This window comes from Agromyces sp. Soil535, from assembly GCF_001428255.1.
Lineage (GTDB): Bacteria > Actinomycetota > Actinomycetes > Actinomycetales > Microbacteriaceae > Agromyces.
In genome coordinates this window covers 414,094-440,515 of sequence record NZ_LMRW01000001.1, presented here as the reverse complement: position 1 = coordinate 440,515, position 26,422 = coordinate 414,094, and the positions used below count along the sequence as shown (strand labels likewise).

The 26,422-nt window shown below is 71.2% G+C and carries 28 protein-coding genes; 12 read left to right on the top strand and 16 right to left on the bottom strand.

What is annotated here, in order from left to right; translation table 11 throughout:
• Positions 1 to 46 precede the first annotated feature (46 nt).
• The 5 genes from ASG80_RS02080 to ASG80_RS02060 all read right to left on the bottom strand — a co-directional run bounded on the left by ASG80_RS02080 (position 47) and on the right by ASG80_RS02060 (position 5,063).
• A complete protein-coding gene (locus tag ASG80_RS02080; RefSeq protein ID WP_056727932.1) occupies positions 47 to 874 on the bottom strand; it encodes an oxidoreductase in 828 nt (275 codons plus the stop codon).
• A gap of 2 nt (positions 875 to 876) precedes the next feature.
• Positions 877 to 2,415 carry an MmgE/PrpD family protein gene (locus ASG80_RS02075; protein WP_056727930.1) on the bottom strand — a complete coding sequence of 513 codons (1,539 nt, stop codon included), beginning with the start codon at positions 2,413 to 2,415 and terminating at the stop codon, positions 877 to 879.
• Between the two features lie 162 nt (positions 2,416 to 2,577).
• Complete coding sequence (locus tag ASG80_RS02070; protein ID WP_056727928.1) at positions 2,578 to 3,720, bottom strand: enoyl-CoA hydratase/isomerase family protein; 1,143 nt, start codon at positions 3,718 to 3,720, stop codon at positions 2,578 to 2,580.
• A 102-nt stretch (positions 3,721 to 3,822) separates the two neighbouring features.
• On the bottom strand, positions 3,823 to 4,506 hold the full coding sequence (locus ASG80_RS02065) for a GNAT family N-acetyltransferase (RefSeq protein ID WP_200952464.1): 684 nt from the start codon (positions 4,504 to 4,506) through the stop codon (positions 3,823 to 3,825).
• Positions 4,503 to 5,063, bottom strand: a complete 561-nt coding sequence (locus tag ASG80_RS02060) for a MarR family winged helix-turn-helix transcriptional regulator (protein WP_082589659.1) — start codon at positions 5,061 to 5,063, stop codon at positions 4,503 to 4,505. The genes ASG80_RS02065 and ASG80_RS02060 overlap by 4 nt, the downstream gene beginning before the upstream one ends.
• Before the next feature lie 79 nt (positions 5,064 to 5,142).
• Here ASG80_RS02060 and ASG80_RS02055 point away from each other — a divergent pair, with 79 nt between their 5' ends.
• Positions 5,143 to 5,781, top strand: coding sequence for a LysE family translocator (locus ASG80_RS02055; protein WP_056727924.1), 639 nt, complete (start codon positions 5,143 to 5,145; stop codon positions 5,779 to 5,781).
• 320 nt (positions 5,782 to 6,101) lie between these two features.
• On the opposite strand, the gene ASG80_RS02050 is transcribed toward ASG80_RS02055, so the two are convergent.
• Entirely contained in the window at positions 6,102 to 7,010 is a 909-nt protein-coding gene (locus tag ASG80_RS02050; RefSeq protein WP_056727921.1) for a hypothetical protein, read from the bottom strand.
• A gap of 146 nt (positions 7,011 to 7,156) precedes the next feature.
• Between ASG80_RS02050 and ASG80_RS02045 the strand changes: the two genes are divergently transcribed.
• The gene (locus ASG80_RS02045; RefSeq protein WP_200952463.1) at positions 7,157 to 7,504 is read left to right on the top strand and encodes a GntR family transcriptional regulator; all 348 of its coding nucleotides are present in this window, start codon (positions 7,157 to 7,159) and stop codon (positions 7,502 to 7,504) included.
• Between the two features lie 160 nt (positions 7,505 to 7,664).
• Positions 7,665 to 8,282, top strand: coding sequence for a VOC family protein (locus ASG80_RS02040; RefSeq protein WP_056727919.1), 618 nt, complete (start codon positions 7,665 to 7,667; stop codon positions 8,280 to 8,282).
• 154 nt (positions 8,283 to 8,436) lie between these two features.
• Here ASG80_RS02040 and ASG80_RS02035 read toward each other — a convergent pair whose 3' ends face one another.
• Positions 8,437 to 8,973, bottom strand: a complete 537-nt coding sequence (locus tag ASG80_RS02035) for a YbhB/YbcL family Raf kinase inhibitor-like protein (RefSeq protein WP_056727917.1) — start codon at positions 8,971 to 8,973, stop codon at positions 8,437 to 8,439.
• 177 nt (positions 8,974 to 9,150) lie between these two features.
• On the opposite strand from ASG80_RS02035, the gene ASG80_RS02030 reads away from it, so the two are divergent.
• Both ASG80_RS02030 and ASG80_RS02025 read left to right on the top strand, forming a co-directional pair.
• Entirely contained in the window at positions 9,151 to 10,755 is a 1,605-nt protein-coding gene (locus tag ASG80_RS02030; protein WP_056727915.1) for a LuxR C-terminal-related transcriptional regulator, read from the top strand.
• Positions 10,756 to 10,894: 139 nt separating this feature from the next.
• On the top strand, positions 10,895 to 11,398 hold the full coding sequence (locus ASG80_RS02025; protein ID WP_056727913.1) for a peroxiredoxin: 504 nt from the start codon (positions 10,895 to 10,897) through the stop codon (positions 11,396 to 11,398).
• 481 nt (positions 11,399 to 11,879) lie between these two features.
• Here the strand turns inward: ASG80_RS02025 and ASG80_RS02020 are convergent, their stop codons facing one another.
• The 3 genes from ASG80_RS02020 to ASG80_RS02010 are packed head-to-tail and all read right to left on the bottom strand — an operon-like array spanning position 11,880 to position 14,379.
• Positions 11,880 to 12,425: a hypothetical protein gene (locus ASG80_RS02020; protein ID WP_056727911.1), complete on the bottom strand. Its 546-nt coding sequence runs from the start codon at positions 12,423 to 12,425 to the stop codon at positions 11,880 to 11,882.
• Positions 12,422 to 13,303 carry an LssY C-terminal domain-containing protein gene (locus ASG80_RS02015; RefSeq protein WP_082589657.1) on the bottom strand — a complete coding sequence of 294 codons (882 nt, stop codon included), beginning with the start codon at positions 13,301 to 13,303 and terminating at the stop codon, positions 12,422 to 12,424. Before ASG80_RS02015 ends, ASG80_RS02020 begins: the two co-directional genes overlap by 4 nt.
• A gap of 20 nt (positions 13,304 to 13,323) precedes the next feature.
• Positions 13,324 to 14,379, bottom strand: a complete 1,056-nt coding sequence (locus ASG80_RS02010; RefSeq protein ID WP_056727909.1) for a serine hydrolase — start codon at positions 14,377 to 14,379, stop codon at positions 13,324 to 13,326.
• 101 nt (positions 14,380 to 14,480) lie between these two features.
• Between ASG80_RS02010 and ASG80_RS02005 the strand changes: the two genes are divergently transcribed.
• The 6 genes from ASG80_RS02005 (at position 14,481) to ASG80_RS01980 (ending at position 20,243) form a co-directional block, all read left to right on the top strand.
• Positions 14,481 to 15,695: a cysteine desulfurase-like protein gene (locus tag ASG80_RS02005; RefSeq protein WP_056727907.1), complete on the top strand. Its 1,215-nt coding sequence runs from the start codon at positions 14,481 to 14,483 to the stop codon at positions 15,693 to 15,695.
• A 225-nt stretch (positions 15,696 to 15,920) separates the two neighbouring features.
• On the top strand, positions 15,921 to 16,694 hold the full coding sequence (locus tag ASG80_RS02000; protein ID WP_056727905.1) for an isocitrate lyase/phosphoenolpyruvate mutase family protein: 774 nt from the start codon (positions 15,921 to 15,923) through the stop codon (positions 16,692 to 16,694).
• 238 nt (positions 16,695 to 16,932) lie between these two features.
• On the top strand, positions 16,933 to 17,829 hold the full coding sequence (locus ASG80_RS01995) for an ATP-binding cassette domain-containing protein (protein WP_056727903.1): 897 nt from the start codon (positions 16,933 to 16,935) through the stop codon (positions 17,827 to 17,829).
• A gap of 5 nt (positions 17,830 to 17,834) precedes the next feature.
• A complete protein-coding gene (locus ASG80_RS01990) occupies positions 17,835 to 18,659 on the top strand; it encodes an ABC transporter permease (RefSeq protein WP_235507986.1) in 825 nt (274 codons plus the stop codon).
• 2 nt (positions 18,660 to 18,661) lie between these two features.
• Positions 18,662 to 19,801 (top strand): winged helix DNA-binding domain-containing protein, encoded by a 1,140-nt coding sequence (locus tag ASG80_RS01985; RefSeq protein ID WP_056727898.1) that lies wholly within the window; start codon positions 18,662 to 18,664, stop codon positions 19,799 to 19,801.
• A 61-nt stretch (positions 19,802 to 19,862) separates the two neighbouring features.
• Complete coding sequence (locus tag ASG80_RS01980) at positions 19,863 to 20,243, top strand: DUF1304 domain-containing protein (protein WP_056727895.1); 381 nt, start codon at positions 19,863 to 19,865, stop codon at positions 20,241 to 20,243.
• 21 nt (positions 20,244 to 20,264) lie between these two features.
• Here the strand turns inward: ASG80_RS01980 and ASG80_RS01975 are convergent, their stop codons facing one another.
• The 3 genes from ASG80_RS01975 to hemB all read right to left on the bottom strand — a co-directional run bounded on the left by ASG80_RS01975 (position 20,265) and on the right by hemB (position 23,054).
• A complete protein-coding gene (locus ASG80_RS01975; RefSeq protein ID WP_056727893.1) occupies positions 20,265 to 20,651 on the bottom strand; it encodes a hypothetical protein in 387 nt (128 codons plus the stop codon).
• Positions 20,652 to 20,733: 82 nt separating this feature from the next.
• Positions 20,734 to 22,059 carry a glutamate-1-semialdehyde 2,1-aminomutase gene (gene hemL, locus ASG80_RS01970; RefSeq protein WP_056727891.1) on the bottom strand — a complete coding sequence of 442 codons (1,326 nt, stop codon included), beginning with the start codon at positions 22,057 to 22,059 and terminating at the stop codon, positions 20,734 to 20,736.
• On the bottom strand, positions 22,056 to 23,054 hold the full coding sequence (gene hemB, locus ASG80_RS01965; protein WP_255355570.1) for a porphobilinogen synthase: 999 nt from the start codon (positions 23,052 to 23,054) through the stop codon (positions 22,056 to 22,058). Before hemB ends, hemL begins: the two co-directional genes overlap by 4 nt.
• Positions 23,055 to 23,129: 75 nt before the next feature.
• Here hemB and ASG80_RS01960 point away from each other — a divergent pair, with 75 nt between their 5' ends.
• Complete coding sequence (locus tag ASG80_RS01960; protein WP_056727886.1) at positions 23,130 to 23,435, top strand: hypothetical protein; 306 nt, start codon at positions 23,130 to 23,132, stop codon at positions 23,433 to 23,435.
• 10 nt (positions 23,436 to 23,445) lie between these two features.
• On the opposite strand, the gene ASG80_RS01955 is transcribed toward ASG80_RS01960, so the two are convergent.
• Genes ASG80_RS01955 through ASG80_RS01945 form a run of 3 tightly spaced genes read right to left on the bottom strand, consistent with a single transcriptional unit; the run spans position 23,446 to position 26,362 of the window.
• Positions 23,446 to 24,258, bottom strand: a complete 813-nt coding sequence (locus tag ASG80_RS01955; protein ID WP_235507984.1) for a uroporphyrinogen-III synthase — start codon at positions 24,256 to 24,258, stop codon at positions 23,446 to 23,448.
• Positions 24,255 to 25,214, bottom strand: coding sequence for a hydroxymethylbilane synthase (gene hemC / locus ASG80_RS01950; RefSeq protein WP_056727883.1), 960 nt, complete (start codon positions 25,212 to 25,214; stop codon positions 24,255 to 24,257). The genes ASG80_RS01955 and hemC overlap by 4 nt, the downstream gene beginning before the upstream one ends.
• A complete protein-coding gene (locus ASG80_RS01945; RefSeq protein ID WP_156401621.1) occupies positions 25,211 to 26,362 on the bottom strand; it encodes a ferrochelatase in 1,152 nt (383 codons plus the stop codon). The genes hemC and ASG80_RS01945 overlap by 4 nt, the downstream gene beginning before the upstream one ends.
• Between the last annotated feature and the right edge of the window lie 60 nt (positions 26,363 to 26,422).

Genomic DNA, 26,422 nt, shown 5'->3' with positions numbered 1-26,422 from the left:
GGGCTCAGGAGCGAACGGCCGCGGGCCGGCTGACGTGCTGCCGGGCTCAGTTCATGCCGTACGCGCGCAGGATCACCCAGTCGAACGCGCGGTCGGTGAGGATCCGGCGCAGGAAGAGGATCCCCTTCGCGCCGAACGGCACGGCGTAGCGGGTGCGAGGTCGGCGCGCGGTCGCCGCCTTCGCGATCACCGCGGCGACCACCCGGGGCGAGGCGCCGACACCCGGCCGATCGGCGACGTCGTACACCTCTGCGAGGCGCTTCGCCTGCCGTCCGTAGGCGGTGCCTCCCGACATGGCGAGCGCGCTCTCGGCGGCGATCGCGCCCCACTCGGTGCGAATGGCGCCCGGCTCGATGACCACGACGTGCACGCCGTGCGGCTGCAGCTCGAGCCGGAGCGAATCGCTCAACCCCTCCACCGCGAACTTCGTGGCGTGATACCAGGCGCCGAGCGGCTCGTAGAACTTTCCGCCGATCGACGAGACGTTGACGATCCTGCCGCTCCGCTGCGCGCGCATGTGCGGGAGGACGAGCTGGGTGAGCCGCGCCAACCCGAAGACATTCACCTCGAACTGCCTGCGGGCCTCCTCGATCGGCACGTCCTCGAGGGCGCCGTACGACCCGTACCCCGCGTTGTTGACGAGCACGTCGATGCGGCCCTGCTCGCGCAGGATCCGCTCGACGCCCGACGTGATGGACGCGTCATCCGTCACGTCCATCTCGAACGTGTGTACTCCGTGGGCCGCGAGTCCCGCCATGCGGTCGAGGCGGCGCGCGACGCCGTAGACGATGAAGCCGCGGCCGACGAGTTCGAGGGCGGTCGCCTCGCCGATGCCCGACGACGCTCCCGTGACGAGGACGACCCCGCCGTCCATTGCTAGAACAGACCCGTCGGGATCTCCACCGCGACGAGCGCGCCGGGCGCGGCGGTGATCGTGAGGCCGCCGAGCTCGTCGGGCCCGAGCTCGGGCAGTCGCTGCGCCAGGTCGAGGAACCGCTCGATCTCGGCCTCCTCGAGCACCCACTCCGACAGGGTGCGGAACTTCTGCACGTACTGCTCGCGCGCGAAGGGGCGGGCGCCAAGCGGATGCGCGTCGGCCACGGCGATCTCGTCGACGATCTCGCCGCCGTCGGCGAGCTTGATCACGACGCGGCCACCGAACGCCTTCTCCTCGATGTCGTTGGAGTGGTACCGGCGCGTCCACTCGGGATCCTCGACGGTCGACACCTTCCTCCACAGCGCCATCGTGTCCTCGCGGTGCGCCCGCTCGGGCGTGTACGAGTCAGCGTGGTGCCACGTGCCGTCCTGCAGGGCGACGGTGAAGATGTACGGGATGGAGTGGTCGAGCGTCTCACGCGAGGCATCCGGGTCGTACTTCTGCGGGTCGTTCGCGCCCGAGCCGATCACGTAATGCGTGTGATGCGAGGTGTGCAGCGTGATCGACTCGACGAGGTCGGGGTCATCGAGGATCAGCGGGTACTCGTCGTGCAGCTTGCGGGCGAGGTCGATCCACGCCTGCGCCTGGTACTCAGCGGAGTGCTCCTTCGTGTACGAGTCGAGGATGGCGCGCTTGGCCTCGCCCTCGTCGGGCAGCGACACCTCGTACGTGGCCTCGGGGCCGCCGAGGAGCCACGCGATCACGCCGTCCTCGCCCTCGTAGATCGGTACCGGGCTGGTCTCGCCGCGCATCGCGCGGTCGACCGCCTCGACGGCCATCTTGCCGGCGAACGCGGGGGCGTGCGCCTTCCACGTGGAGATCTCGCCCTTGCGGGACTGGCGTGTGGCGGTGGTGGTGTGCAGCGCCTGGCCGATCGCTTGGAAGATCGTCTCCTGGTCGAGGCCGAGCAGCGTGCCGATGCCGGCGGCGGCCGACGGGCCGAGGTGCGCGACGTGGTCGATCTTGTGCTCGTGCAGGCTGATCGCCTTCGCGAGGTCGATCTGGATCTCGTAGCCGGTGGCGATGCCGCGCACGACGTCGCGCCCGGTGAGGCCGCGACCCGCGGCGAGGTGCTGGGCGACCGCCACGATCGGCGGGATGTTGTCGCCCGGGTGCGAGTACTCGGCGGCGAGGAACGTGTCGTGGAAGTCGAGCTCGCGCACGGCCACGCCGTTCGCCCATGCGGCCCACTCGGGCGACGTGCGACGTGCGGCATCCGCTCCGAAGACGGTGGCGCCGTCGCCGCCGATCGAGACGGGGTGGGCGAGCGCCTGGCTGCGGGCCGAGACCACGGGCTTGCGGGCGAGCGAGGCCGCGGCGACGGCCGCGTTGTCGATCACCCGGTTCACGACCATGTCGACCACGTCGTCGTCGAGCTCGACGGGGTCGGTCGCGACCCCCGCCAGCTGCCAGGCGAGCTGGCCCTCGCGAGCGAGGTTCTCGTCACTCCGGTGCGTGCGCAGGTGGTGGGTCTTCACGCCCCCACGCTATCGAATGCGGCACAGCCGTGGGTTGAGGAGCCGCGAAGCGGCGTCTCGAAACCCGCCCGTGCAGGCGGTTTCGAGAGGCAGGGTTTCGAGACGCAGGGTTTCGAGACGCAGGGTTTCGAGACGCGCCTTCGGCGCTCCTCAACCCGGTCCTCAACCCGCAGATGCGGCGCGGTCGGGCCAGACCGGATCGTGCACCTGCGTGTCGATCACGTGCGCGGCGAGTCCGGGGTCGACGCCATCGAGTGTGGCGGGGCTCCACTTGGGCGCGCGGTCCTTGTCGATGACCTGCGCGCGGATGCCCTCGCGCAGGTCGTGCTGCTCGATGAACCACGAGACCAGTCGGAACTCCTGCTCCAGTGCGTCCTCGAGGCTCGGGAGCGTGCGGGCGCGCCGCACCGACTCGAGGGTGACGGTGAGGGCCGTCGGCGAGAGGGTCTCGAGCTCGTCGGCGGCAGCTGCGGCGTACGCGGATGCGGCGGGGTCGAGCGGATGCAGCGGGAACGAACTCGACGCGCCACCTGCAGTCGGCGCCGTCGCTCGACCCTCGGCGAACGCGCGCAGCCGCGTGATGATCCCGGCAACCGTCGGGGCCGAATAGCAGGCGTCGACCCAGTCGCGTGCGAGCGCGAGCGCGGAGGGGCCGGGCGTCTCGTCGAAAAGCATCACGATCTCGGCCGGGCTGCCGGGGTCGGCGCGCTCGGCGAGCGCCTGCACGAGGTGCGGCAACTGCTCGGACGGCACGAACGCATCCGCGAACCCGGCATGCAGCGCGTCGGCGGCATCCATCGTGCGGGAGTTCAGGGCGAGGTGCACGCCGAGCTCGCCCGGAGCGCGCGAGAGCAGCCACGAGCCGCCCACGTCGGGCGTGAATCCGATGCGTGTCTCGGGCATCGCGACCCGCGACCGCTCGGTGACCACCCGGATCGCCGCGTGCCCGGCGAGGCCGATGCCGCCGCCCATGGTGATGCCGTCCATGATCGCGACGACCGGCTTCGGGTAGCGCGCGATCATGGCGTCGAGCCGATACTCCGCGCGGAAGAACTCGCGAGCCTCGGCGGCGTTGCCGTCCGCCGCGTAGTCGTAGAGCTCGCGGATGTCGCCGCCTGCCGAGAAGCCCCGCTCCCCCGCGCCGTCCAGCACCACGACCCCGACTTCGGAGTCGTCCCTCCACGCCTCGAAGACGTCGGTGAGCTCGCGGATCATCTCGTAGCTCAGGGCGTTGAGCGCCTGAGGGCGGTCGAGCGTGACGTGGCCGAGTCCATCGGCGACGCTCGCGGAGATCTGGTCGCTCACGAGGCCACCGTAGCGGCATCCCGGGCCCGCGGCGTAGCCTCCCGTGCGAGGAGGAGCCAGTCGTCCGCAGCTTCGGGTGCCGCGTTCGAGCGGATGCCGGGGTCAGCTCGCGACGAGCGCGAGCACCTCGACGGGCGTACGCAGCACGAATCCGAGCCGCTCGTAGAGCGCGACGGCCGCGCGGTTCGACGTGTACGCGTGCAGGAACGGCGTCTCGCCGCGCGCGAGGATCCGGTCGGCGACGGCCGCGGAGAGCATCGCCGCGTACCCGTGCCCGCGGTGAGCGGGGTGCGTGCACACCCCGCTCACCTCCGTATAGCCCTCGGGCCGCATGCGCTCGCCCGCCATGGCGACGAGCCGGCCGTCGTCGTCGCGCACGCCGAGGAACCCGCCGAGCTCGGGCGTGCGCGCCGCGAACGGCCCGGGCTCGGTGAGCTTCGCGAGCGCCACCATCTCGGCGGCGTCGGCGGGACCGAGCGGCACCATCTCGGCGGTCGCGGGCACGGCGGGGAGTCGGTCGAGCACGAGCTGCACGCCCGAGGCGCTGAGCCGTGCCGTGGTGCCCGCAGGCACAGGGATCGCGTCGCGCTGGAGCAGCACGACGGGCCCGTGCGCGGCGATGAGCGCAGCCAGCCGCGCGAGGTGCGCGGGGTCGTCGTGGGCGACGGCCGCGAACGGCCCGATCTCGGGGTCGAACCGCCGGGCGAGGTCGTCACCGAGCGCGAGGTCGCGCTGCCGGGTCGTGAGGGCGCTCCAGACGGGACGGTCGAGCGGATGCCGCATCATCGTGCCGCCTCCGCTGCAGCTCGGTGCGCGGTCGCCTTGTGCGCGGTCGCCTCGTGCCTGCCGACTCGGTGCCCGGCCGCGTCGCGTGCCGCGCGCCGGTCGAGCGGCTCGCGATCGAGCCGCGCCTCCAGCTCCGCGAGCTGCCCGAGCAACGCGCCATCGAGTCCGTCGCACGCCTCGACCACCGCCGCCTCGACGTGCGGCCACACGTCGGCTCGCGCCCTCGCCACCACGTCGTCCCCCGCCGTGGTGAGCCGCACGGAGCGCCGCCGCCGGTCGGCCGATTCGTGCGTCACCGTGATCAGCCCGAGTTCGGCGAGCCGGGCGACGCTGCGCGTCACGCCGGGCTGGCTCACGCCCACGGCCTCGGCGAGCTCGCCTACCGTCAGTCCGCCAGGGCGGTCGAGCGCGGCGAGGAGCGGGAACTGGCTCGCCGGCACGGGCAGGCCGCTCGCCTCGATGAACCGCGTGGTCTCGGCCTGCAGTCGTTCGCCGATGCGCTTGAGCCGCGTACCCAGGGCGAGGTGTCCGAGCTGCTCCACGACGTTGTCGACCATCGGTCCTCCTTGTTCGCATCCCATAACAGGTTATATAACGCCTTATGGAAACGCAAGCGGCGGGGAGTACCATGCACGGATGGTCCCCGTCGAGAACCTGTGGGCATTCGTCGTCGCCTCGATCGTGCTCATCGTCATCCCCGGCCCGAGCGTGCTGTTCGTGATCGGGCGCTCACTCGCGCTCGGGCGCCTCGGCGGCCTGTTGAGCGTGATCGGCAACGCCATCGGCATGATCCCGCTCGTGACCGCCGTCGCGCTCGGGGTCGGCGCGATCGTCGCGCAGTCGGTCGTGATCTTCACGATCATCAAGTTCGCCGGCGCGCTCTACCTCGTCTACCTCGGCGTGCAGACGATCCGTCATCGAGCGGATGCCGCGGCGGCCGTGAACGGCGACGTCGCCCCGCGCTCGCACTGGCGCCAGCTCAGCGAGGGCTTCATCGTCGGGGTCACGAACCCCAAGACGATCGCGTTCTTCGTCGCCGTGCTGCCGCAGTTCGTCGACTTCCACGCCGGGTCCATCCCACTGCAGCTCTTCGAGCTCGGCGTGGTGTTCATCGCGCTGGCGCTCGCATGCGACTCGATTTGGGCGCTCGCGGCGAGCGCCGCACGCAACTGGTTCGCCCGCTCGCCGAAGCGTGCTTCGCACCTCGCCGCGACCGGCGGGGTCATGATGATCGGCCTCGGCGGGGTGCTCGCGCTCAGCGGCAACAAGCACTGAAGGTCGGGCTCACCGCCCGTCGCGCGCCGCGGCCGATGTCTCCGCTCGCTCGCGTCCATGCGTCGACCGCCTACTCGACGCCATGCTCGAAGGCTGGGGCACCCGGCAACGATCCCGCTTCGTGAAGGGTGAAACCCTCGGTCAGCCTGCGGCTTTTCCTCGAGTACGCGACTGATCCCCGCTATGGCTGGCAAGCGACCTGCGTGGAGCGGTTCGGTCGAGCGCCACAACAGCTGCTCGACGAGTGGAACATTGCGCTCGGACGCGACGGGCTCGTCTCCGTCTCGCCGCCTGCCCGTCGTCGGCGGGATCGTGCAGCCTCAGCCTCCCCCGAGCACGAACTCGCCGTGCGGCATGACGGGTGTGATCCACATCTCGACCACGCGTCGCTCGCCGACGAACCGGAGGCCGTCCCCTTCGGCACGGATGCGGCGGAGATCGGGCTGATAGCTGACCTCGACCAGGCGGTCGGCCTCGTCGGTGGTGAGCGCGAAGCACCCGACCGGTCCCTCGAGTTCGGAGGGTTCGAATGCCGGAGCGAAGGAGACCGCCGTGTACTGCCGTTCGCGGTCGCGCAGGAGCGTTCGAGCCTCGGGCGGAAGCTCAGCGAAGACGCTCGACGCATCCGCCCATCGGTAGGGGGGCGTCGTCGTCCAGTCCGCGTGGCAGACGGCGTATTCGGCCGGTACGTACGGTCGCCACTCTGCCTCCGCCCAGACGTCGTCCTGCACAATCTTGGCCCACATGAGCTGGCTCACCACGAGGGCTCCCGACCGCACGAGCTCGAGGCCCGCCGGCGTGAGGCGGCGCTCGACGATCGCTGCGTACCGGCTCCTGTCGACGACGGCCATGCCCGCCCCGGCGTAGTCAGGGTACCGGATGACCCGTCCGTCGCCGTAGACCAGGACCCACCCCGCGTGGAATTGACCCCAGGACGCGACGAGCGTGGCATCCGCGTCCGGCGGGTCGGCGACCGGAGCACCGGCACCTGCCGGGGAATCGAGGACGGGCCGGTCGACCGACGATGGGCCGGAACCCATGACGGCCACGGTGGCGGCGATCGCGGCGACGGCGGCGATCGACACGAGGATGCCGACTCCCCGGTAGCGCCTGCGCCGTGCCCGGGCACGCTGCCGAGCCTCCTCGATGAGGGCCTCACCGGGATCCGGCTGGAACGACGAGTCGGAATCGGTGGAGTCGGCCTGATACGGCGCTTCGGTGACGGCCATGGTTCCTGCTCCTCTGCCGATAAGAGCTAGCGGATGACCTTCGCGACAGCCTCGTCGAACACGGACGGGGCGGAAGCTGGCTTACGAAGCGGAGTCGTGACGATCATCGGTACACCTTCGACGTTGGTGCTATTATCACTAGCATCATGATTCCTGTCAAGGTCGATCGAGCCGAACCGACCGACCTCTACGAGCAAGTCGCCGCGGAGATCCGTCGAGCGATCGCCGAGGGCGAGGCCGAGCCGGGTGAGCGGCTCCCACCGGCGAAGGACCTCGCGGCCGTGCTCGGGGTCAACACGAACACCGTGCTGCGGGCGCTGCGGCTGCTGCGAGAAGAGGGCCTGCTCGAGTTCCGCCGTGGCCGCGGCATCTCGGTTGCCGGCACACCGGCGCAGGGCGCCGTCGTCCAGAAGGCGCGGGAACTCGTCGCATTCGCGCGTCGTCACGGGTACCGCGTCGACGAGTTGGTCGAACTCATCAACAAGCTCGCTTGACCTGGGAACCCTCCAGTAGCGGCGCACCGCCGAGCGGCCGGCCGCGGCATCCGTGCGGCGATCAGCAAGGGTCGACGCCGTGGAGGACGAGCCGGCACAGTCGAGCGGGGCAGTTTCGAGCGCATTCGCACCGGCGGTATCAAGGCCTAGGCTGGCGATCGTGAGCGAGCTCGACCATCTTGTCGTAGCGGCCGCCGACCTCGCCGAGTGCGCCCGGTGGGTCGAGGAGCGCCTCGGCGTGGCGATGGACGCCGGTGGGAGGCACGAGGTCTTCGGCACGCACAACTGCGTCCTCTCCCTCGGCCCGGACTGCTACCTCGAGGTCATCGCCGTCGACCCCCAGGCACCCGCGCCGGGCCGGGCGCGATGGTTCGAGCTCGACACCGCGGCCATGCGCGCGCGGCTCGCCGGGGGTCCCGCGTTGGTGCACTGGGTGGTGCGCGTCCCATCGTTCGCCGGGGAGCGGCACGTGATGGAGTTGAGTCGGGGGAGCAACCGGTGGGCGCTCACGGTCGCGCCAGATGGTCGTATGCCGCTGGGCGGGATCGCGCCGTCACGCATCCTCTGGCGCACTCCGCCGCCGGCAACGTTCCTGCTCGACAAGGGGATTCGTCTGGACACGCTGAGCATCTCCACTCCCGACGTGGCGGCGCTTCGCCTGCTCGTGGCCGACGTGGTGGGCCCCGTCTCCGTCAGGCCAGGCGACTCGGGTCTCGCCGCGACATTCTCAACCCCGTCGGGTCCGGCAGCGATCGGCGGCCCTACCGGCGTGGGGTAGCGACCCCGGGCTCAGTCGGAGCTCGCTCACCCGTGGCCCTAGACCTACTGGCCCGTATCCCATACAGGACGCCAACCAGGGTCAGTGAACTGGGGACCTACCACTTCACCAGGTGCGCGGCCCGAGCTCGACCTCTGCGATGTCACCTCGTCATTCAGTCGCGCGATGCCGTGCCCAAGAGGATGCCACGCGCGATGCCGTGGAAGAAGCAGCGCGAGCCGAGTGCAGCCGGCGAGGCATCCGCGTCGATTTCCAAACCCGGCACGTCGAGCGCGTGCACGACGAAGAGGTACCGGTGCACGCCGGTGCCTCGTGGTGGGGCGGCGCCGATGAAGCCGCGTCCGCCGTCCTCGTTGCGGAGCACGAGCGCACCCCGCGGAAGCGGCGGACCTCCGGGGCCGCCCGCCCCCGCCTCGAGGCTCGTCACCGAGAGGGGGATGTTGGCCACCGACCAGTGCCACCAGCCCGACCCGGATGGCGCGTCGGGGTCGAGGCAGGTGAGGGCGAAACTCCGCGTCGCCGCCGGGTATCCCGACCAGGACAACTGGGGCGAGCGGTCCACGCCGCCGGCGGCGAAGCTCCACTGGGGCCGGGCGAGCGGGGCGCCGTCCTGCACGTCGGTGCTCGTCACCGTGAACGTGCCGACGGGCCGCAACCGCTGCAGCGCCTCGTAGGGGTCGACGTCGAGCATCGCGATCCTCCTCAGGGGTGGTCGTCTGCGTTCGCCGCCAGCCTACGACGGGACAGGGCGCGCCGGACCCCCTTGACGCGCGGGTCGCGCTGCGCGCACGATCGGCGCGGGGCGTCGGCCACGACGGGCGGGAGCGGCGCTACGCTCGAGGTACGGTACATGAGTCACGGAGTGGCTGTGGACGAACGAGATCACGGCGATCGGTTCGGGCGTGAGCGGTATGACGAACTCTCGGCTCGAGATGTCACGCGCCTCGATCCTGACGACCTCGAACAGCTCGCCGACGCTGCGTTCTGGATGGGGCTTCCTCGAGAGGCCATCGCAGCTCGTCAGCGCGCGTATGCCGCGTATCGCGACGCACGCGACGACGAGCGTGCTGCGCGCGTCAGCTGGAAGCTCTTCCACGCCCATTTCGAACTCGATGAGACTGCGGCTGCGAGTGGGTGGTTGAGCTGCGCACGCCGGCACATCCTCGAGGTGCCGGACTCCGTCGAGCGAGGATATGTCGCCATCGCGGCTGCGCTCTGGGCGAGACACTCCTCACGGATCGACGACGCCATCACCGAGGCCACGGTCGCCTATGATCTCGGGCGCGCCCACGGCGACCGTGATCTGACGGCGTGGGGGCTCGCCGTCTTGGGAGGGATGCATGTTGCCGCAGGCGACATCGCCGGGGGCATGGCTCAGCTCGATGAGGCGATGGTCGAGACCGTCGGCGGCGATCTCTCGCGTTTCGTCACAGGATGGATCTACTGCTTCCTGCTCAAGAACTGCCACGACACGGGCGACGTGAGTCGCGCGCGCGAATGGACCGAGATGGCGGTGCACTGGTGCGAACAGCAGGGCGAGGCAAGTTGGTACCCGGGCGTGTGCCGGCTCCACCGCTGCGAGGTCGCCTCGCTGCGTGGAGAGTGGCGCTCCGCCGAGGACGACGCCATTCGCGCCACCGAGGAGCTCGCCCCCTTCGGCGACTACCTCATCGCCGAGGGACTCTACATCGCGGGCGAGATCCGCCGCCGACGGGGCGACTATGCGGGTGCGGAAGCGGCATTCCGTCGCGCCCACGGGATCGGCCACGATCCGCAGCCCGGCCTGGCCCTCATCCGCCTCGCCCGGCACGACGCCCAAGGAGCCGCGAGCCAACTGCGGCTGGCGCTCAAGGGTGGGTCGCACACTCCCATCGACAGGGCACGGCTGCTCGCGGCCGACGTGCAGGCCGAGCTCGAGCTGGGAGATCCCGACAACGCCGCGCACTCGGTGAGCGAGCTCGCCGAGCTGGCTCTTGCGAGTGGCAGTCGGATGATCTGGGCTCTGCTCGCGATCTCGCACGGCTCCCTGCTGCTGGCAAGGGGCGACCTCGACGGTGCAGTGCCACTCCTGCGCGAGGCCGCGGCGACCTGCCAGCAGTTGAACCTGCCGTACGAGGCCGCGCAGACCCACGTGCTCTCGGGCAATGCCGCCCGACTGGCCGGCGACGAGGAGACCGCCCGGCTCGAGTTCAACGCCGCCCTGGCGGTCTTCGATCGCCTCGGCGCTCGCCCAGACGCCGAGCGCACGGCCGCACTCATGCACCCGGCTGCACCGAGTCCGGGCGGACTCAGCGACCGGGAGATCGAGGTGCTCCGACTGATAGGCGGTGGCCTGTCGAATCGCGACATCGCCTCGACATTGGTCATCAGCGAGCACACCGTGCGACGGCACCTGAGCAACATCTACCGGAAGATCGGCGTGACGTCCCGCTCCGCGGCGACGGCCTTCGCGTTCGAGCACGACCTCGCATGACCGCGGCTGCACAGCAGTGGTCCGTTCGGACCACTGCTCGAGGTGCACATTTGGCGCAGATGTTCGACGCGGACGGTCGGGCCGCATTCGTACGGTTGTTCCCAAGAAGCCTTCGAGGCGAAGCGGAAAGGGAACTCCCATGATCACGACGGATCTGAAGACCTACGGCATCGGCGACCGCGTAGAGGACTTCGAGCTGCCCGACGTGGACGGCAACCCGGTCCGACTCAGCGACGTGACCGGCCCATGGACACTGCTCTACTTCATCACCACGTGGTGCCCGTACTGCACCGCCGAGGCGCCCTTCCTGGAGTCCGACCTGGTGGCGCGGTTCACCGACCGCGGGCTCAGGCTCGTCGTCATCGACGTGAAGGAGCCGGCCGGTGTGGCCCGCGCACTTCCCGAGCGTTTCGGTTGGACCTCACCGTTCCTCGTCGACGAGAGCGGCGTCGTGTCCGAGCGCTTCGCCCCGCATAAGGAGGGCCTCGCGCCTGAGGTGGCGATCATCAACGCCCACCTGTTGCTCGATCAGGACAACGTGCTCCGCTTCGCCGAATACCTCAACATGGAACGCTTCGACATCCACGCCTCCAGCGTGGGGGCCGCAATCGAGGTGCTGATCGGCGGTGGAACTGATGACTGAACGCGACGCACTGGTCGTGAGAACCGATGCAAGGCGCTCAGGTGACCGGGTCCGGGTCACCCTCACCCTGGAGCTGCCGGCCGGCGCGCACATCGAGCCGAACCAACCCGCCGAACCCAACCTCATTCCCACCGTGATGGACGTGGAGGGGCTGCGCGATCCCCAGGTCGAGTATCCGGTTCCGATCGTCAAAGACCTGGGGTGGAACGGCCTCACCCTGACCGTCCTCGAGGGGAAGATCAGGTTCGGCGTGTCTGGCCGGGTCGATGGGGAGTTGAGGACCGTCGAGGGCGCCCTCCGGTTCCAGCCGTGCGTGGGTGGCGCCTGCCTCCCACCCCGGACGATCCGGTGGACTGCGCCCGTGACGGGCAGGAGTGCATACTCGGTGCTGCACGCGCTGGCGCCTCAGTTCCCATCGCCTCAGCCTCAGTCGCCTCAGCTCGAGAGCCTCAGCTTCAGCCCCTCGGCAATCGCTTGGGGCTCAGCCGCCTCGACGCCTGATCGCTCGCCGTCGCGGCCTGCGAGCATAGGCGCGAGCCGATCGGCTCGACAGCGCGAGCATCACGAGGATGTCGAGTGAGAGCGTCAGGAGCGTGGTCTGCAGGGTGATCTCCTGGTCGCCGACCCACCACGCCGCGAACGATCCGCTGATGCTGAGCGTCGACAGCACCATCACCAGGATGCGCGGCCAGTTGAGGCCCAGGTAGATGAGCACCGCCAGCACGAGTTCCACGAGGAGGATCACGCCGCCGACGACGAGCACGATCGTGAGGCCCGCATCGGCGACCGCGTCGAGTTCGTCGCCCGAGAGCTGCACGTCGGTGACGTCGTCGAACTCCTCGGAGATGACGCCGCGCCATTGCACGGCGAGGCTGATCAGCCACATCACGCCTGCCAGGACGCGGAGCACCACGAGCGCCGCGCCAGCGGTGGTCGCCGCGGGCCGTCGCATGTCCGAAGGCGGGGTCACCGGCCGTGCGAGCTCGCCCGGCGGCTCGAACGCGGCGCGCTTCTCGCCCGCTGTCACCTCGCATCACCCCGTGGCACGACGCCCCGCACGTCGACGACCGGCAGGTCGCCGTCGGTGGCGATCGTGTCGCCGCCCCCGTTGCGCGAGTGGTAACCCGTGGAGAAGTCGCGGATGAGCTCGACCCGCACCGCCGGGTCGGCCGCACGCAGCGTGGCCACGATGTGATCGCGTTCGATGTCGGTGTCGGCGTCGATCTTGTGCGTGACCTGGAGCGTGAACAGCGAGAACCCGACGGCGCGGTCGAACGTCCCGGCCGCGAGCCAGTCCACGCGGTAGCCGCCCGGGAGCAGCCATCCGTCGGGACAGCGCCAGAAGCGCACGTGATGCCGCTTCGCGGGGTTGCCTGCGACCTCCTGCTGGTAGGCGGCATCCTGCTGCCGACCGAACAGGAAGAGCGGGCTCACCGGCGCCTCGTCGTAGCTGCGGCGCGAGAGGGTCGAGGTGATGATGCGCCGGCTCGAGGCGAGCGTGATCTCGTCGGCGCGGGTCCAGCCCGCTGCGATCATCGCAGCGTCCAGCTGCCGCTCGTCGCCGAGCGCGGCCAGATTCACCGGATCGCCGAGCAGGCCGTCGCTCGTGCGTGCGCGACCGATGAAGTAGTCGGGCACGTAGATGGTCGTGAGGATGCGGTGCAGTCGCGGCAGCACGAGGTAGGCCAGCAGAGCCCAGAACAGGATGAAGCCGAGGATGCCCCACCAGCCGAGCGTGAAGGACTCGGTGAACAGCAGCCAGGCCAGCCAGATCGCGGCGAGCCCGGCGAATACGAAGAAGAACCCGTCGAGCACAGCGTTGAAGGAGATGCGACGCCGCGGCGGCACGTCGACTGCTGTGCCGGATGCCGCCGTTCCGGATGTCTCGGCGCCCGCCCCGCCCATGCCTGCATGCTATCGCGGGGTCAGTCCTCGACGATCTCGAGCAGTTCCGTGGCGGGACCCCACGGCCACGTGTCGTGCACGTTCGAGAGCAGGATCGCAGCCTCGTCGTCGCGCCGGTCGACGAGCAATGCACAGGAGAACCCGGGCGACCAGCCCACGACGTAGGCGAGCTCGCCCTCGGGGCGGTCCTCGATCTCCCAGAAATACCCGATGCGGGTCTCGGGCCATATGGTGTCGCTGATGGGCTCGAGGGCCTTGCTCTCGGAGACCGGTCCGGCGATCACGGCTTTGGCGAGCGCGATCATGTCATCCATGGTGACGGCGACCCCCGTCGCCGGTGCATACGGCCCATGGCCGCGGGACGGCATCTGCACGCCAAGTCGATCATGGCCCTGCGCCAAGGCGGCGGGGAGCAGGTCGGTCGCCTCCATGACGACGGCGTCCTCCATGGCGGCGGGCTCGAGTACCCGTTCCTCGAGCAGGTCGGCGTAGCCGACGCCAGCGGCGGTCGCGAGGACCTGCCCGACCAGTGCCGCGTCCAGATCGCCGCCGAGGTGGTAACCCGGGCTCTGCTGCGGGATGACGCCCGCAGCGATCTCCAGCATCCCCTCGACGCCGAGCATGTCGGGATCACGGAACTCCGGATCCATAGGGTGTTCGGGCAGCCCGGAATGATGGGTCGCCAATTGTCGCAAGGTGATGGATGCCACGGGCGAATCCCCGAGGGCCAGGTGCGCCCCGATCGGATCGTCGAGGCTCACCTCGCCGAGCTCGATACCCCGCGCGAGGAGCTCGCCGGTCAGAACGCGCGACGCGATGCCGAGCTCGAACATCGTCGACGAGTCCGCCGTGACGAACCCCGTCCGGACGTCGTCGCCGTCGATCACCGCCACCGCGACGCGGTGCCACGCTTCGGTGTAATGCTGCCGGGCGAACTCGAGCAACTCCTCGTCGCCCGTCACCGCCCGGTCGACCGGGCCCGAGAAGTAACAGCCCGCCATCGCGAGCGCGACCGCGGTGGCGATCGTGGCAGCGGTGCTGAGGATGCGCGGGCATGCCACGCGAGGCGTGGCCATGGCCGAATGATACTCCGATGGGACTGGCGCCGGCGGTCCCAGAAGCCGATGTTCGCCCGCCTCGACTTGCATCCACCGGCATCGTGGCCTAGGAGAGAAGCATGGCCTACGACGTCGCACGCATCCGTTCGCTGTTCCCCTCGCTCGAGAGCGGCTGGGCGCATTTCGACGGGCCGGGCGGCACCCAGACCCCGCGGGCCGTCGGCGACGCCGTGGCATCCGTGCTCACCGGGCCCTTGTCGAACCGCGGCACGATCGGGGAGTCGGAGGAGCGCGCCGAGGCGGCCGTGCACGGGTTCCGCCTGGCGATGGCCGACCTGCTCGACGCGCACCCCCGCGGCATCGTGCACGGCCGCAGCGCCACGCAGCTCGTGTACGACTTCTCGCGGCACCTCTCGCGCGAGTGGGGCGAGGGCGACGAGGTCGTCGTGACCCGACTCGACCACGACGCGAACGTGCGGCCGTGGCTGCAGGCGGCCGAGCGCTCAGGCGCGACCGTGCGCTGGGCCGAATTCGACCCCGCGACCGGCGAACTGCCGACGGATGCAGTGACCTCCGTGCTCTCGGAACGCACGCGCCTCGTCGCGGTGACCGGCGCGTCGAACCTGATCGGCACGATTCCGGACGTGCCCACGATCGCGGCCATCGCGCACGACGCGGGCGCCATGGTGTTCGTGGACGGCGTGCACCTGACCGCCCACGAGCTGCCCGACGTCGAGGTGCTCGGCTCCGACTTCTTCGTGTGCTCGCCGTACAAGTTCCTCGGCCCGCACTGCGGGGTGCTCGCCGCTCGGCCCGGCCTGCTCGAGACGATCATGCCCGACAAGCTGCTGCCCGCCACGAACGCGGTGCCCGAGCGGTTCGAGTTCGGCACGCTGCCGTACGAGGTGCTCGCCGGCGTCCACGCGGCGGTCGACGTGCTCTCGGGACTCGACCCCGATGCCGCCGAAGCGGCGGAGTCACGGCGCGAGCGCCTCGCCGCGTCGTACGCCGCGCTGCACGAGCACGATGAGGGCCTCCGTGCGCGGCTCGAGGAGGGGCTGGCCGCGCTGCCGGGGGTGTCGATCCGGTCGCGCGCCGCCCGGCGCACGCCGACGCTCCTTGCGACATTCGAGGGGCACGGGGCATCCGATCTCACCAGGTCGCTCGCGGAGGGCAGGGTGCTCGCACCCTCGGGAAACTTCTACGCGATCGAGGCATCCCGCCATCTCGGCCTCGGCGACGCGGGGGGCCTCCGCATGGGGTTCGCGCCGTACACCGACGAGTCCGACGTCGACCGCCTGCTCGAGGGGCTCAGGGCGGCCCTCGCGGGTTGAGGAGCGCCGGGCGCAGCCGGGCGCGTCTCGAAACCCCTCCCGCACCGCGGCATCCGATCGTGCATGTCCGAGTCGCGCCGAACGCAGGAACAGTCCGCAGATCGTCGGCGTGTCACGCTGGGTTGCGGGTACCTCTCGGCGTTTCTTCCTGCAGTATGGCCCGTTGAACCGCGCTGGGCATATGCATTCATGACTGGTGTCGCCTGCCCGCCATAAGCTGAGCGGATGACCCTCGCCGATACCGCCGCCGAACTCCGCCGCCTGCACAACGCACCCGAGCTGCTGCAGGTGGTGAACGTGTGGGACGTGGCCAGCGCCAAGGCCGTGGCGGCCCTGCCCGAGACGCGCGCCATCGCCACCGCGAGCCATTCGATCGCCGCGACCTTCGGCTACCCCGACGGCGAGCAGATCCCGGTCGACCTCATGCTCGACATGGCCGGGCGCATCGCCCGCGCTGTCGACGTGCCGGTCACCGCCGACCTCGAGGCCGGCTACGGGAACCCCGGTGAGACGATCCGCCGCGCCATCGGCGCGGGCATCGTCGGCGCCAACCTCGAAGACCAGCTGAAGCCGCTCGCCGACTCCGTCGCCGCCGTCGAGGCTGCGGTCGCCGCAGCCGACGCCGAGGGCGTGCCGTTCGCGCTCAACGCGCGCACGGACGCGTTCGTGCGCGGCAGGGATCGCCCACGCGACGTCTGGGTCGCCGACGCGATCGAGCGCGGGCGTGCGTTCCTCGAGGCCGGCGCGACGTGCGTCTTCGTGCCCGGCAACTTCGGCGAGGATGTCGTCGCCGAGCTCGTGGCGGGCATCGGCGAGCGGCGCGTGAGCCTCATCGGCCTGCCCGAGGTGCCCGTACCGGCACGCCTCCAAGAGCTCGGCGTCGCCCGTCTCTCCTACGGGCCCTATGCCCAGCGCGTCGCGCTCGGTGCACTGCAGGACCTCGCGAGCGACCTGTACGGCGGCGGCGTGCCGCCCCGCGGCATCCGCCCCCTGAACTGACCTGCCTATCGTCGGAATTCAGGATCCCGGTTGCACATGGGCCACGTTCGGCGGGGCGTTTCGCGCAGGCGCGGCCACTCAGACACCATCAGTTCCTGAATTGTGCAGCTCCACCCGACGAACGGATGCCCCGGACACCGCTAGCTCGATAGGGTGAGCCGTAGTGCGGCTCCTGCCGCCGGGCCGGGCGGGGGCGCGGCCACCGCGGCTCTGCTCGCCCCCGACGTGAGGAGAGCGCATGAAGAGCGGCATCCCCATCGAGATCGAGGGGCTCAGCAAGCACTTCGGCCCCGTGACGGCGGTCGACGACCTCAGCTTCACGGTCGAGCCCGGCCGCGTCACCGGATTCCTCGGCCCGAACGGCGCCGGCAAGACCACGACGCTGCGGGTGCTGCTGGGCCTCGAGCACGCCAGCGCCGGCACGGCGACGTTCGGCGGCAAGGCCTATCGAGACCTGTCGAGGCCGCTCGAGACGGTCGGCGCCGCGCTCGAGGCGGACTTCCACCCCGGACGCACCGCGCGCAACCACCTGAAGGTGTACACGACGGCCGCCGGACTGCCGTCGACGCGCGTGCCCGCCGTGCTCGAGCAGGTCGGGCTCACCGAGTTCGCCGACCGCCGGGTCGGCGGCTACTCGCTCGGCATGCGCCAGCGCCTGTCTCTGGCGTTCACCCTGCTCGGCGACCCGGGGGTGTTCGTGCTCGACGAGCCGGTCAACGGACTCGACCCCGAGGGCATCAAGTGGATCCGCGGCTTCCTGCGAAGCCTCGCCCACGAGGGCCGGACCGTGCTCGTGAGTTCGCACCTCTTGAGCGAGGTGCAGCAGAGCGTCGACGACATCGTCATCATCTCGCGGGGTCGCCTCGTGAAGAGCGGCACCCTCACGAGCCTCGAACTCGACGCGGCACCGCGCACGATCGTGGACTCCCCCGACCGGCTGAGGCTCGCGGCCGCACTCGACCAGGCCGGCCTCGACTACACCGAGGGCAACGGCGGCTTCATCGTCGCCGAACCCGATCCCGGGAGCGTCGGACATGCGGCCTTCATCGGCGAGGTCGAGCTCAGCGCCCTGCATCGACTGACATCCGGGCTCGAGGAATCGTTCCTCGCGCTCGTGAATGGAGGTGAGGAGTGATGTCGATGCCCCGCGCGATCGCCTCCGAGTTCCAGAAGGTCTTCACCACGCGCATGTGGTGGCTCCTCGCCATCCTCCTCGCCGTGTACGTCGCCTTCCTCGCCGGCGGCCTGGGCGCCTTCCTCGGTTGGGCGATCGAGAACCCGGAGGCCGCGGCGGCGGCCGGCGGCAACACCACCCTTCCCCCGGGGCTCGACCTGGCGCCGCTCCTCTACAGCTTCGCCTCCTCGATCGGCTACGTGTTCCCGGTGCTCCTCGGCGCCCTCGCAGTGACCGGCGAGTTCCGCCACCGCACGCTGACCGCCACCTTCCTCGCCGAGCCGCACCGATCGACCGTGCTGTCGGCGAAGTTCCTCTCGCAACTCGTGGTCGGCGCGGGGCTCGGAGTCGTCGCCTTCGCCGTGTCGGTCGGGTCGGGAGCTGCAGCCCTCGCCGGCTTCGGCCTCGAGACGAACCTCGACACGAGCGACACCTGGGCGCTCGTGGGCCGCGGCATCCTCGCCATGGCCCTGTGGGGCGCGATCGGCGTGGGCCTGGGCGTGCTCGTGGTCAATCAGGTCGCCGCGATCGTGATCGTGATCGCGTTCACGCAGTTCCTCGAGCCGATCCTCCGATTCGTCGCCTCGATCAACGACATCACCGCGAGCATCGGCCAGTTCCTGCCGGGTTCCGCGAGCGACGCCCTCGTCGGGGCATCCTTCTACAACATCGCCTCGCTCGGAGCGAGCGAGGCCCTCGAGTGGTGGCAGGGCGGACTCGTGCTGCTCGGCATCGCGGTGCTCGCCACGCTCATCGGCGGAGCCACGACCTGGCGGAGGGACGTGTCCTAGCCGTGGACCTCGCCGAACTGCGCCGCCTCCGGCTCCGCGTGCAGGGCCTGCGTGGGCCATTCGATGCGTCCGCACCCGCGGTGGTGCGGCGCTTCGTCGCAGTGCAGTCGCAGGAGTTCCTGCCGGCGCAGTGGGGGCTCGCCACGCGCATGCCGGCGGAGCGACGACCGGATGCCGCATCCGTCGCCGCTGCGCTCGATGCCGGCGAGATCCTGCGCACCCACGTGCTGCGCCCCACCTGGCACTTCCTGCACCCGGATGACGCGCGGTGGGTGCTCGAGGTCTCGGCCGAGCGGGTGTACGGGGCGAGCCGCACGTACCTGCGCCGGCTCGGACTCGAGGGCGAGACCGGCACCCGCGCCGTCGAGCTCGTGGCCGGCTCGCTCGAGGGCGGACACCGCACGCGCGCCGAGCTCCGCGCCGCACTCGATGCCGGCGGCCTGCCGATCACCGGGCTCGCATACAACTACGTGCTCATCCTCGCCGAGCTCGAGCGCGTCGCGATCAGCGGCGCGAACGCCGGCAAGCAGCGCACCTACGCGGCGTTCGACGAGCGGGTCCCGCCGTCCGCGCCCAGGCCGCGCGAGGAGGCCCTCGCCGAGCTCGCCGCCCGGTACATCGCATCGCGCGGACCCGTCACGGAGCGCGACTTCGCGGCCTGGTCGGGGTTCACGCTCGGCGATGCGCGGCGGGCGTTCGCCGACGCCGCCGATCCCGCAGGCGCGAACGATGGGCGCATCGAGTGGGTCGACGTCGAGGGCACGCCGCACGCGTTCGACGCGGCATCCGTCGACGCGCTCGATGGCGGACCGGATGCCTCGGCCGGCCGTGACGTCGTCGACCTGCTGCAGGCGTACGACGAGTACATCATGGGGTACGCACCGCCCCGGTCGTACCTGCTGCCGGCCGGGCGCTCCGACCCGGTGCGCCCCGAGTTCCCACTGCATGCGATCGCGGTCGACGGGGTCATGTGCGGGCGCTGGGCACCGGTCGTCGGTGCGAGCCAGGCGCGGCTGAGGATCGTGCCGTGGCGGGAGTTCTCGCGCGCCGAGGAGCGCGCGCTCGCGGCATCCGTCGCCGAGATCGAGCGGTTCCTGGGCATGCCGGTCGAGGTCGAGCACGAGGGGATCCGCGAGGGGTGAGGAGGCGCGCAGCGCCGTCTTGAAGCCCGCGCGCCCGGGCCGCGACCGGTACGATCGCGCCATGGCCGTCATCGGAACCGTGTTCGTCGCCCTCGCCGCGCTCCTTCACGGCTTCATCTTCCTGATGGAGAGCGTGTGGTGGACGCGCCCGTCGACGTGGAAGCGCTTCGGCGTCGCCGACCAGGCGACCGCGGACACCACGCGGCCGATGGCCTACAACCAGGGCTTCTACAACCTGTTCCTCGGCATCGGCGCAGCGCTCGGGCTCGTGCTCTTCTGGGCTGGCGCGATTCCCGTCGGCAAGACGCTCGTGCTGTTCACCACGGCGTGCATGGTGCTCGCCGCCCTCGTGCTCACGACGACCGGGCGCGGCTACGTGCGCCCGGCGCTCGTGCAGGGCACGCTGCCGCTCATCGGGTTCGTGCTGTTCGCCCTGTCCTGAGGCGGATTCGGCCCGGTGCCGTCAGTCGGTGGAAGCCTGCGCGTCGGCCTCCGTCGGCGGCTCGCTGAGCTTCAGCCGGTCGATGAGGGCCGCCGAGTGGTTGGTGCTCAGGATGATGCGCGTGAACTCCCCAGCGGCGAGCTCGAGCACGACGGCCTGCCGCTTGCCCTTCACGATCACGAAGTCGGTGCCGCCGTGGTACTTCCACACCCCCACCGCGACGACGAGCGGGATCTCGCTGCCACGTCGCCGGATGCCGCGGATCCACACCCAGGGGTCGTCGGTGACGGTCGCCGAGCGGATGTCGTCGCGCTGCACCACGAGGTCGTCGGAGCGCAGCGCAAGCGTCTTCTCGGCCGGGGTGAGGTGAACCTCGATCCGGTCGTTGTGCACGCGAACCTGGGCCATGGTTCCATCCTGCCCGAGCCGACCGTCGCTCGCCGTGTCGCCACCCCACAATGGCGTAACGGTTTCGTGCAGGTATCGGCCACTACCCGACCGGCGGGCGAGCGGATGCCGCGGCGCGCGCCGCTGCCGGAACCGCTTCGATGATCCGGCCGATCGCGGCCTCGTCGTGCGCCGCGGTGACGAACCACGCCTCGAACACCGACGGCGGCAGCGAGACGCCCGCGTCGAGCATCGCATGGAAGAACGGCGGGTACCGCCAGCTCTCCTGCCGCTGCACACCCGCGTAGTCGTGCACGCCGGATGCCACGTCCTCGCCGAACACGAAGCTGAACAGGTTGCCCGCCCGCTGCACGGCGTGGGCGACACCCTCGGCCGCGAGCGCGCCGGAGACGGCGTCACTGATCGTCGCAGCGGCGGCGTCGAGGTGCGCGTATACCGCGGCATCCGCTGCCCTGAGCGTCGCGACGCCCGCCGCGACCGCGACCGGGTTCCCCGAGAGGGTGCCCGCCTGGTAGACGGGGCCGAGCGGTGCGAGCAGCTGCATGATGTCGGCGCGACCGCCGAGGGCCGCGACCGGCATGCCGCCGCCGATGACCTTGCCGAAGGTGAGCAGGTCGGGCGTGTACGCGCCGTCGGTGCCCTGCTCCAGGCCCCACCAGCCGGCGGCGGACACCCGGAAACCGGTGAGCACTTCGTCGGAGATGACGAGGGCGCCGTGCTCGTGCGCGAGCTCGACGAGCGTGCGGTTGAATCCCGGCAACGGCGCCACCACGCCCATGTTGGCGGCGGCGGCCTCGACGATGACAGCGGCGATGCGGTCGCCGTGCTCGGCGAACGCGGCGCGCACTGCGTCGACGTCGTTGTAGGGCAGCACGAGGGTGAGCGCCGCGATCCCGGCGGGCACGCCGGCAGAGCCGGGGAGGGCGAACGTCGCGAGCCCCGATCCGGCCTCGGCGAGCAGCCCGTCGGAGTGGCCGTGGTAGTGACCGGCGAACTTCACGAGCAGGTCGCGGCCGGTGAACCCACGGGCGAGGCGGATGGCGCTCATCGTCGCCTCCGTGCCGGTGGACACGAGGCGGAGCTTCTCGACGGGCCCTACGCGCTGCTCGACGAGCTCGGCGAGCTCGGTCTCGGCGGGCGTGGACGCGCCGAACGAGAGACCGCGGCTCGCGGCATCCGTCACCGCCTCGATGACCCGCGGGTCGGCGTGGCCGAGGATCGCCGGACCCCACCCGGCGACGAGGTCGACGTACTCCCGGTCCTCGGCATCGGTGACGTACGGGCCCTTCGCGGACACGAGGAAGCGCGGGGTGCCGCCAACCGAGCGGAATGCGCGAACGGGCGAGTTCACGCCGCCGGGGATCGCGGCCTGCGCGCGGGCGAAGAGCTCGGCGTTCGTGGCGCTCACGCGAGGTCTCCGTTCCGGATCCAGCCGGCGAGCTCGACGGCCCAGTATGTGAGCACGGCGTCGGCGCCAGCGCGGCGGATGCCGCGGACCGATTCGATCACCGCGCGCTTGCGGTCGATCCAGCCGTGCGCTGCGGCGGCCTCGACCATCGCGTACTCCCCCGACACCTGATAGGCCCAGACCGGGATCTCGGATGCCGCTGCGACGTCGGCGAGCACGTCGAGGTAGCTGCCCGCGGGCTTCACCATGACGACGTCGGCGCCCTCCTCGATGTCGATGAGCGCCTCGCGCAACCCCTCACGGCGGTTCCCGGGGTCGAGCTGATACGAGCGGCGGTCGCCCTCGAGGGTCGACTCGACGGCGTCGCGGAACGGGCCGTAGAAGGCACTCGCGTACTTCGCCGAGTAGGCGAGGATCGCGACATCCGTTCGGCCCTGGTCGTCGAGCGCGTCGCGCACCGCGGCGACCTGGCCGTCCATCATGCCCGAGAGGCCGAGGAGCTCCGAGCCCGCGCGGGCCTGCTCGAGGGCCATGGCCCGGTACCTCTCGAGCGTCGCGTCATTGTCGACGCGACCGCGGTCGTCGAGCACGCCGCAGTGGCCATGATCGGTGAACTCGTCGAGGCAGAGGTCGGTCTGCACGACGAGCCGGCCCGCGGACGCCTCGACGGCGACGCGCGTGGCGACGTTGAGGATCCCGTCGGGGTCTGTGGCGCCCGAGCCGCGCGCGTCGCGCACCTCGGGCACGCCGAACAGCATCACTCCGCCGACGCCCGCGGCCGCGGCATCCGCCACCGCCTGCGGCAAACTCTCGAGGGAGTGCTGCACGACGCCCGGCATGGACGCGATCGGCACCGGGGCGGCGACGCCCTCGCGTACGAAGAGCGGCAATACGAGCTCGGCCGGGTCGAGGCGGGTCTCGGACACGAGCCGTCGCATCGCGGCGGTCTCGCGGAGGCGGCGTGGGCGGACGCGGGGCAGGGGCGTGGAACTCACCCGACCAGCCTACGTCGCGGCGGCGGGCGGCCGCCGCGTCCGCGGACCGTCGATAGGGTGTGCGGGTGACCGACGATGCCGTACTTCGAGCGGGCGATGTGGGCCGACGCGACCGCCGATCTCGCGTCACGCGCGCTCTTCCGGCCCGTGCCCGAGGCGATCGACGCGGAAGCCGCGTTCCGCGCCGCCTATCGCGCGACTGCCGGGGCCGAGCCGCTGCCGGATGCCGCTGCGCGCACGCGCGCACGACTCTGGGCTGCCTACCTCGCGCTCATCATGGCGGTCGAGGCGGTGCCGCGCAGCTATTCAGGCGACTGGTTCGCCGAGCACGACGCGAAGGTGCGGCGCTGGCTCGTCGAGACGGTCGCGGCGCTCGGCTGATCGACCGGCGTCACGCGTGCGCGGTGGCCGCCTCGACGACGGCGTCGATGAGCGACTCGGCGGTGCGTTCGCGCGCGATCACGTCGACGCGGAGGCCGACCTGCGCGGCATCCGTCTTGGTCTGCGGGCCGATGGCCGCCACGAGCGTGGTCTCGGGGATGGGGCCGAGCTGCTGCTGCACCTGCTCGGCGACGCTTCCCGAGGTCACGAGCACGGCGTTCACCCGCCCGGAGCGCACGTCGTCGGCGACCTTCTCCGCGACCGGGACACCCACCGTGCGGTAGGCGACGACCGCCTCGACATGGTGCCCCGCCTGCGCGAGCCCGATCGAGAGCACCTGCTTGGCGATGGCGGAACGCAGGGCGAGCACGCGCAGGCCCCGCTGCCCGTCGGTGGCCGCCTCCCACTCCTCGAGGAGACCACGAGCGGAGTTGTCCTCCGGCGGCACGATGTCGGCGTGGTACCCGGCGGCGACGAGCGCGGCAGCGGTGGTCTCGCCGACCGCTGCGACCTTCGTCGTCTCGGGGATCACGGCGCCGTACGACGACAGCACGTCGACGGTCGTGGCGCTCGTGACCGTGAGCCAGTCGAACCCGCCGGCGGCGAGCTTCGCGAGCGCCGCCTCGAGTGCGGGCTGGTCGTCGGTGGGCGCGAAGTTGATCATCGGCGCGACGATCGGGGTAGCGCCGCGCGCGCGGAGCGCGGCGGCGACGCCGTCGCCCCACGGGCCGCCGCGGGGCACGAGCACGCGCCATCCGGCGAGAGGCTTGCCGTGGTGGAATGGCAGGCCGATGGCACCGGTAAACGGTTCGAATTCGCTCACGGCGACTCCTCACGAGGTGCAAGATCGGCGGCGCCGTTGCCGAGGAGTTCCGCGACGACCCGATCGGCGACGTCGCGAGCCGCATCCGCCAGATCGGCGGCCGAGCGGCTGTCGGGGGTGGCGGCGTGCGAGCTCGTCAGGCGCCGCGTCCCATCGGCACTGTACACACTTGCGCTGAGGAACAGAAGTTCGTCGTCGATGAAGGCCGTCACGCCCACCGGGGCGGAGCAGCCGGCCTCGAGGCCGGCGAGCACCAGACGCTCTGCGAGCACCGTGGCGCGGGTCGTCCGGTGATCGATCGCCTCGAGCGCGCGCTCCAGCGCACGGTCGCCGCGTTCGCGGCGCACCTCGATCGCGAGGGCGCCCTGGCCGGGCGCGGTGGGCCATTCTTCGAGCGGGAAGAGCTCGGTCACGGCATCCGATCGCCCGAGGCGGCCGAGGCCGGCGGCGGCGAGCAGCACCGCGTCGAGCTGGCCCGACGCGACCTTGCCGAGCCGGGTGTCGACGTTGCCGCGGATGTCGACGGCGACCACGTCGGGCCGGGCGGCACGCAGCTGCGCGATGCGTCGGGGCGAGCCCGTGCCGATGCGGGCGCCCTCGGGCAGCTGCGCGAGGGTGAGGCCGTCGCGGGCGCACAGCGCGTCGCGGGCGTCGGCGCGCTTCGGCACGGCGCCGAGGCGCAGGCCCTCGTGCTCGGCGGTCGGCAGGTCCTTCAGCGAGTGCACCACCACGTCGCACTCACCGCGCAGCAACGCCTCGCGAAGGGCCGTGGCGAAGACGCCGGTGCCGCCGAGCGAGGCGAGCGAGGCACGCGACGTGTCCCCCTCGGTGGTCACGGGAACGAGCTCGATGTCGGCCTTCGCAACCTTGGCGAGACGCTCGGCGATCTGCGTCGTCTGCGCCATCGCGAGCGCGCTCGCCCGGGTGCCGACGCGGATGATGCTGCCGGTGCTCATGGCGCGATCCCGGCGAGGGCGGGGCGGAAGCCCAGGCGCACGTTCTCGCAGCATCCGGGGCGGCACACGTCGTACCACGGACCGAGCTCGGTGACGGCGGGGCGCTCGGCAACTGGCGTGCCGTTGACGCGCTCGAGCACGAGGTCGACGAGACCCGCGATGTAGGCGGGGTGGGTGCCGGGCGTCGGCACGCGCACGGCCGCGAGGCCGCGCTGCTCGGCGGTCTCGAGCGCCTCGTTGTCGAGGTCCCAGAGCACCTCCATGTGGTCGCTCACGAACCCGAGCGGCACGATCACGACGGCCTTGCGGCCGGCCGCGGGCAACTGCTCGATGGCGTCGTTGACGTCGGGCTCGAGCCACGGCATCGAGGGGGGCCCGCTGCGCGACTGGTACACGAGCTGCCACGGCACGTCGGACGCCCCGGCCTCGCGCATCACGACCTCGGCGACCGCGCGGTGCTGGGCCGCGTAGGCGCCGCCCTCGCCGAACCCGCGCTCGGCCGGGCCCGACCTCGCGGCATCCGTCGACGGGATGGAGTGGGTGGCGAACAGCACCTCGACCTCGTTGGTGCGGTCGAGCCCCGCGGAGGCCTCGAGGCCCGCGATCCCGGCGCGCACGCCCTCGACGAACGGCTGCACGAAGCCCGGGTGGTCGAAGAACTGGCGCACCTTGTCGATCTGGATCTCGTCGCCGAGGCCCGTGTCGGCGAGCGCGTCGGCGAAGTCCTCGCGGTACTGGCGGCAGCTCGAGTACGAGCTGTAGGCGCTCGTGGCGATCGCGATGAGCTTCGAGTACCCCGCCGTCTTCGCCTCGGCGAGCGCGTCGTTGAGGTAGGGGTCCCAGTTGCGATTGCCCCAGATGACGGGCAGGTCGATGCCGCGGCTCGCGAGCTCGGCCTCGAGCGCGGCCTTCAGCACGCGGTTCTGCTCGTTGATGGGGCTCACGCCGCCGAAGTGCCGGTAGTGGTGCGCCACCTCCTCGAGCCGCTCGTCGGGGATGCCGCGGCCGCTCGTGACGTTGCGGAGGAACGGGATCACGTCGTCCTGGCCCTCTGGACCGCCGAAGCCGGCGAGCAGGATCGCGTCGTAGGCCACGGGCTCGGTCACGTGCTCGGGTCCCGGCTGGGCCGCGGGCGTCGCACCGGGCACGATCGCGCCGGGGGCGCAGGGTGCGGATGCCGCGGGAGCGGGTTTGTGTCCGCGGTGCGA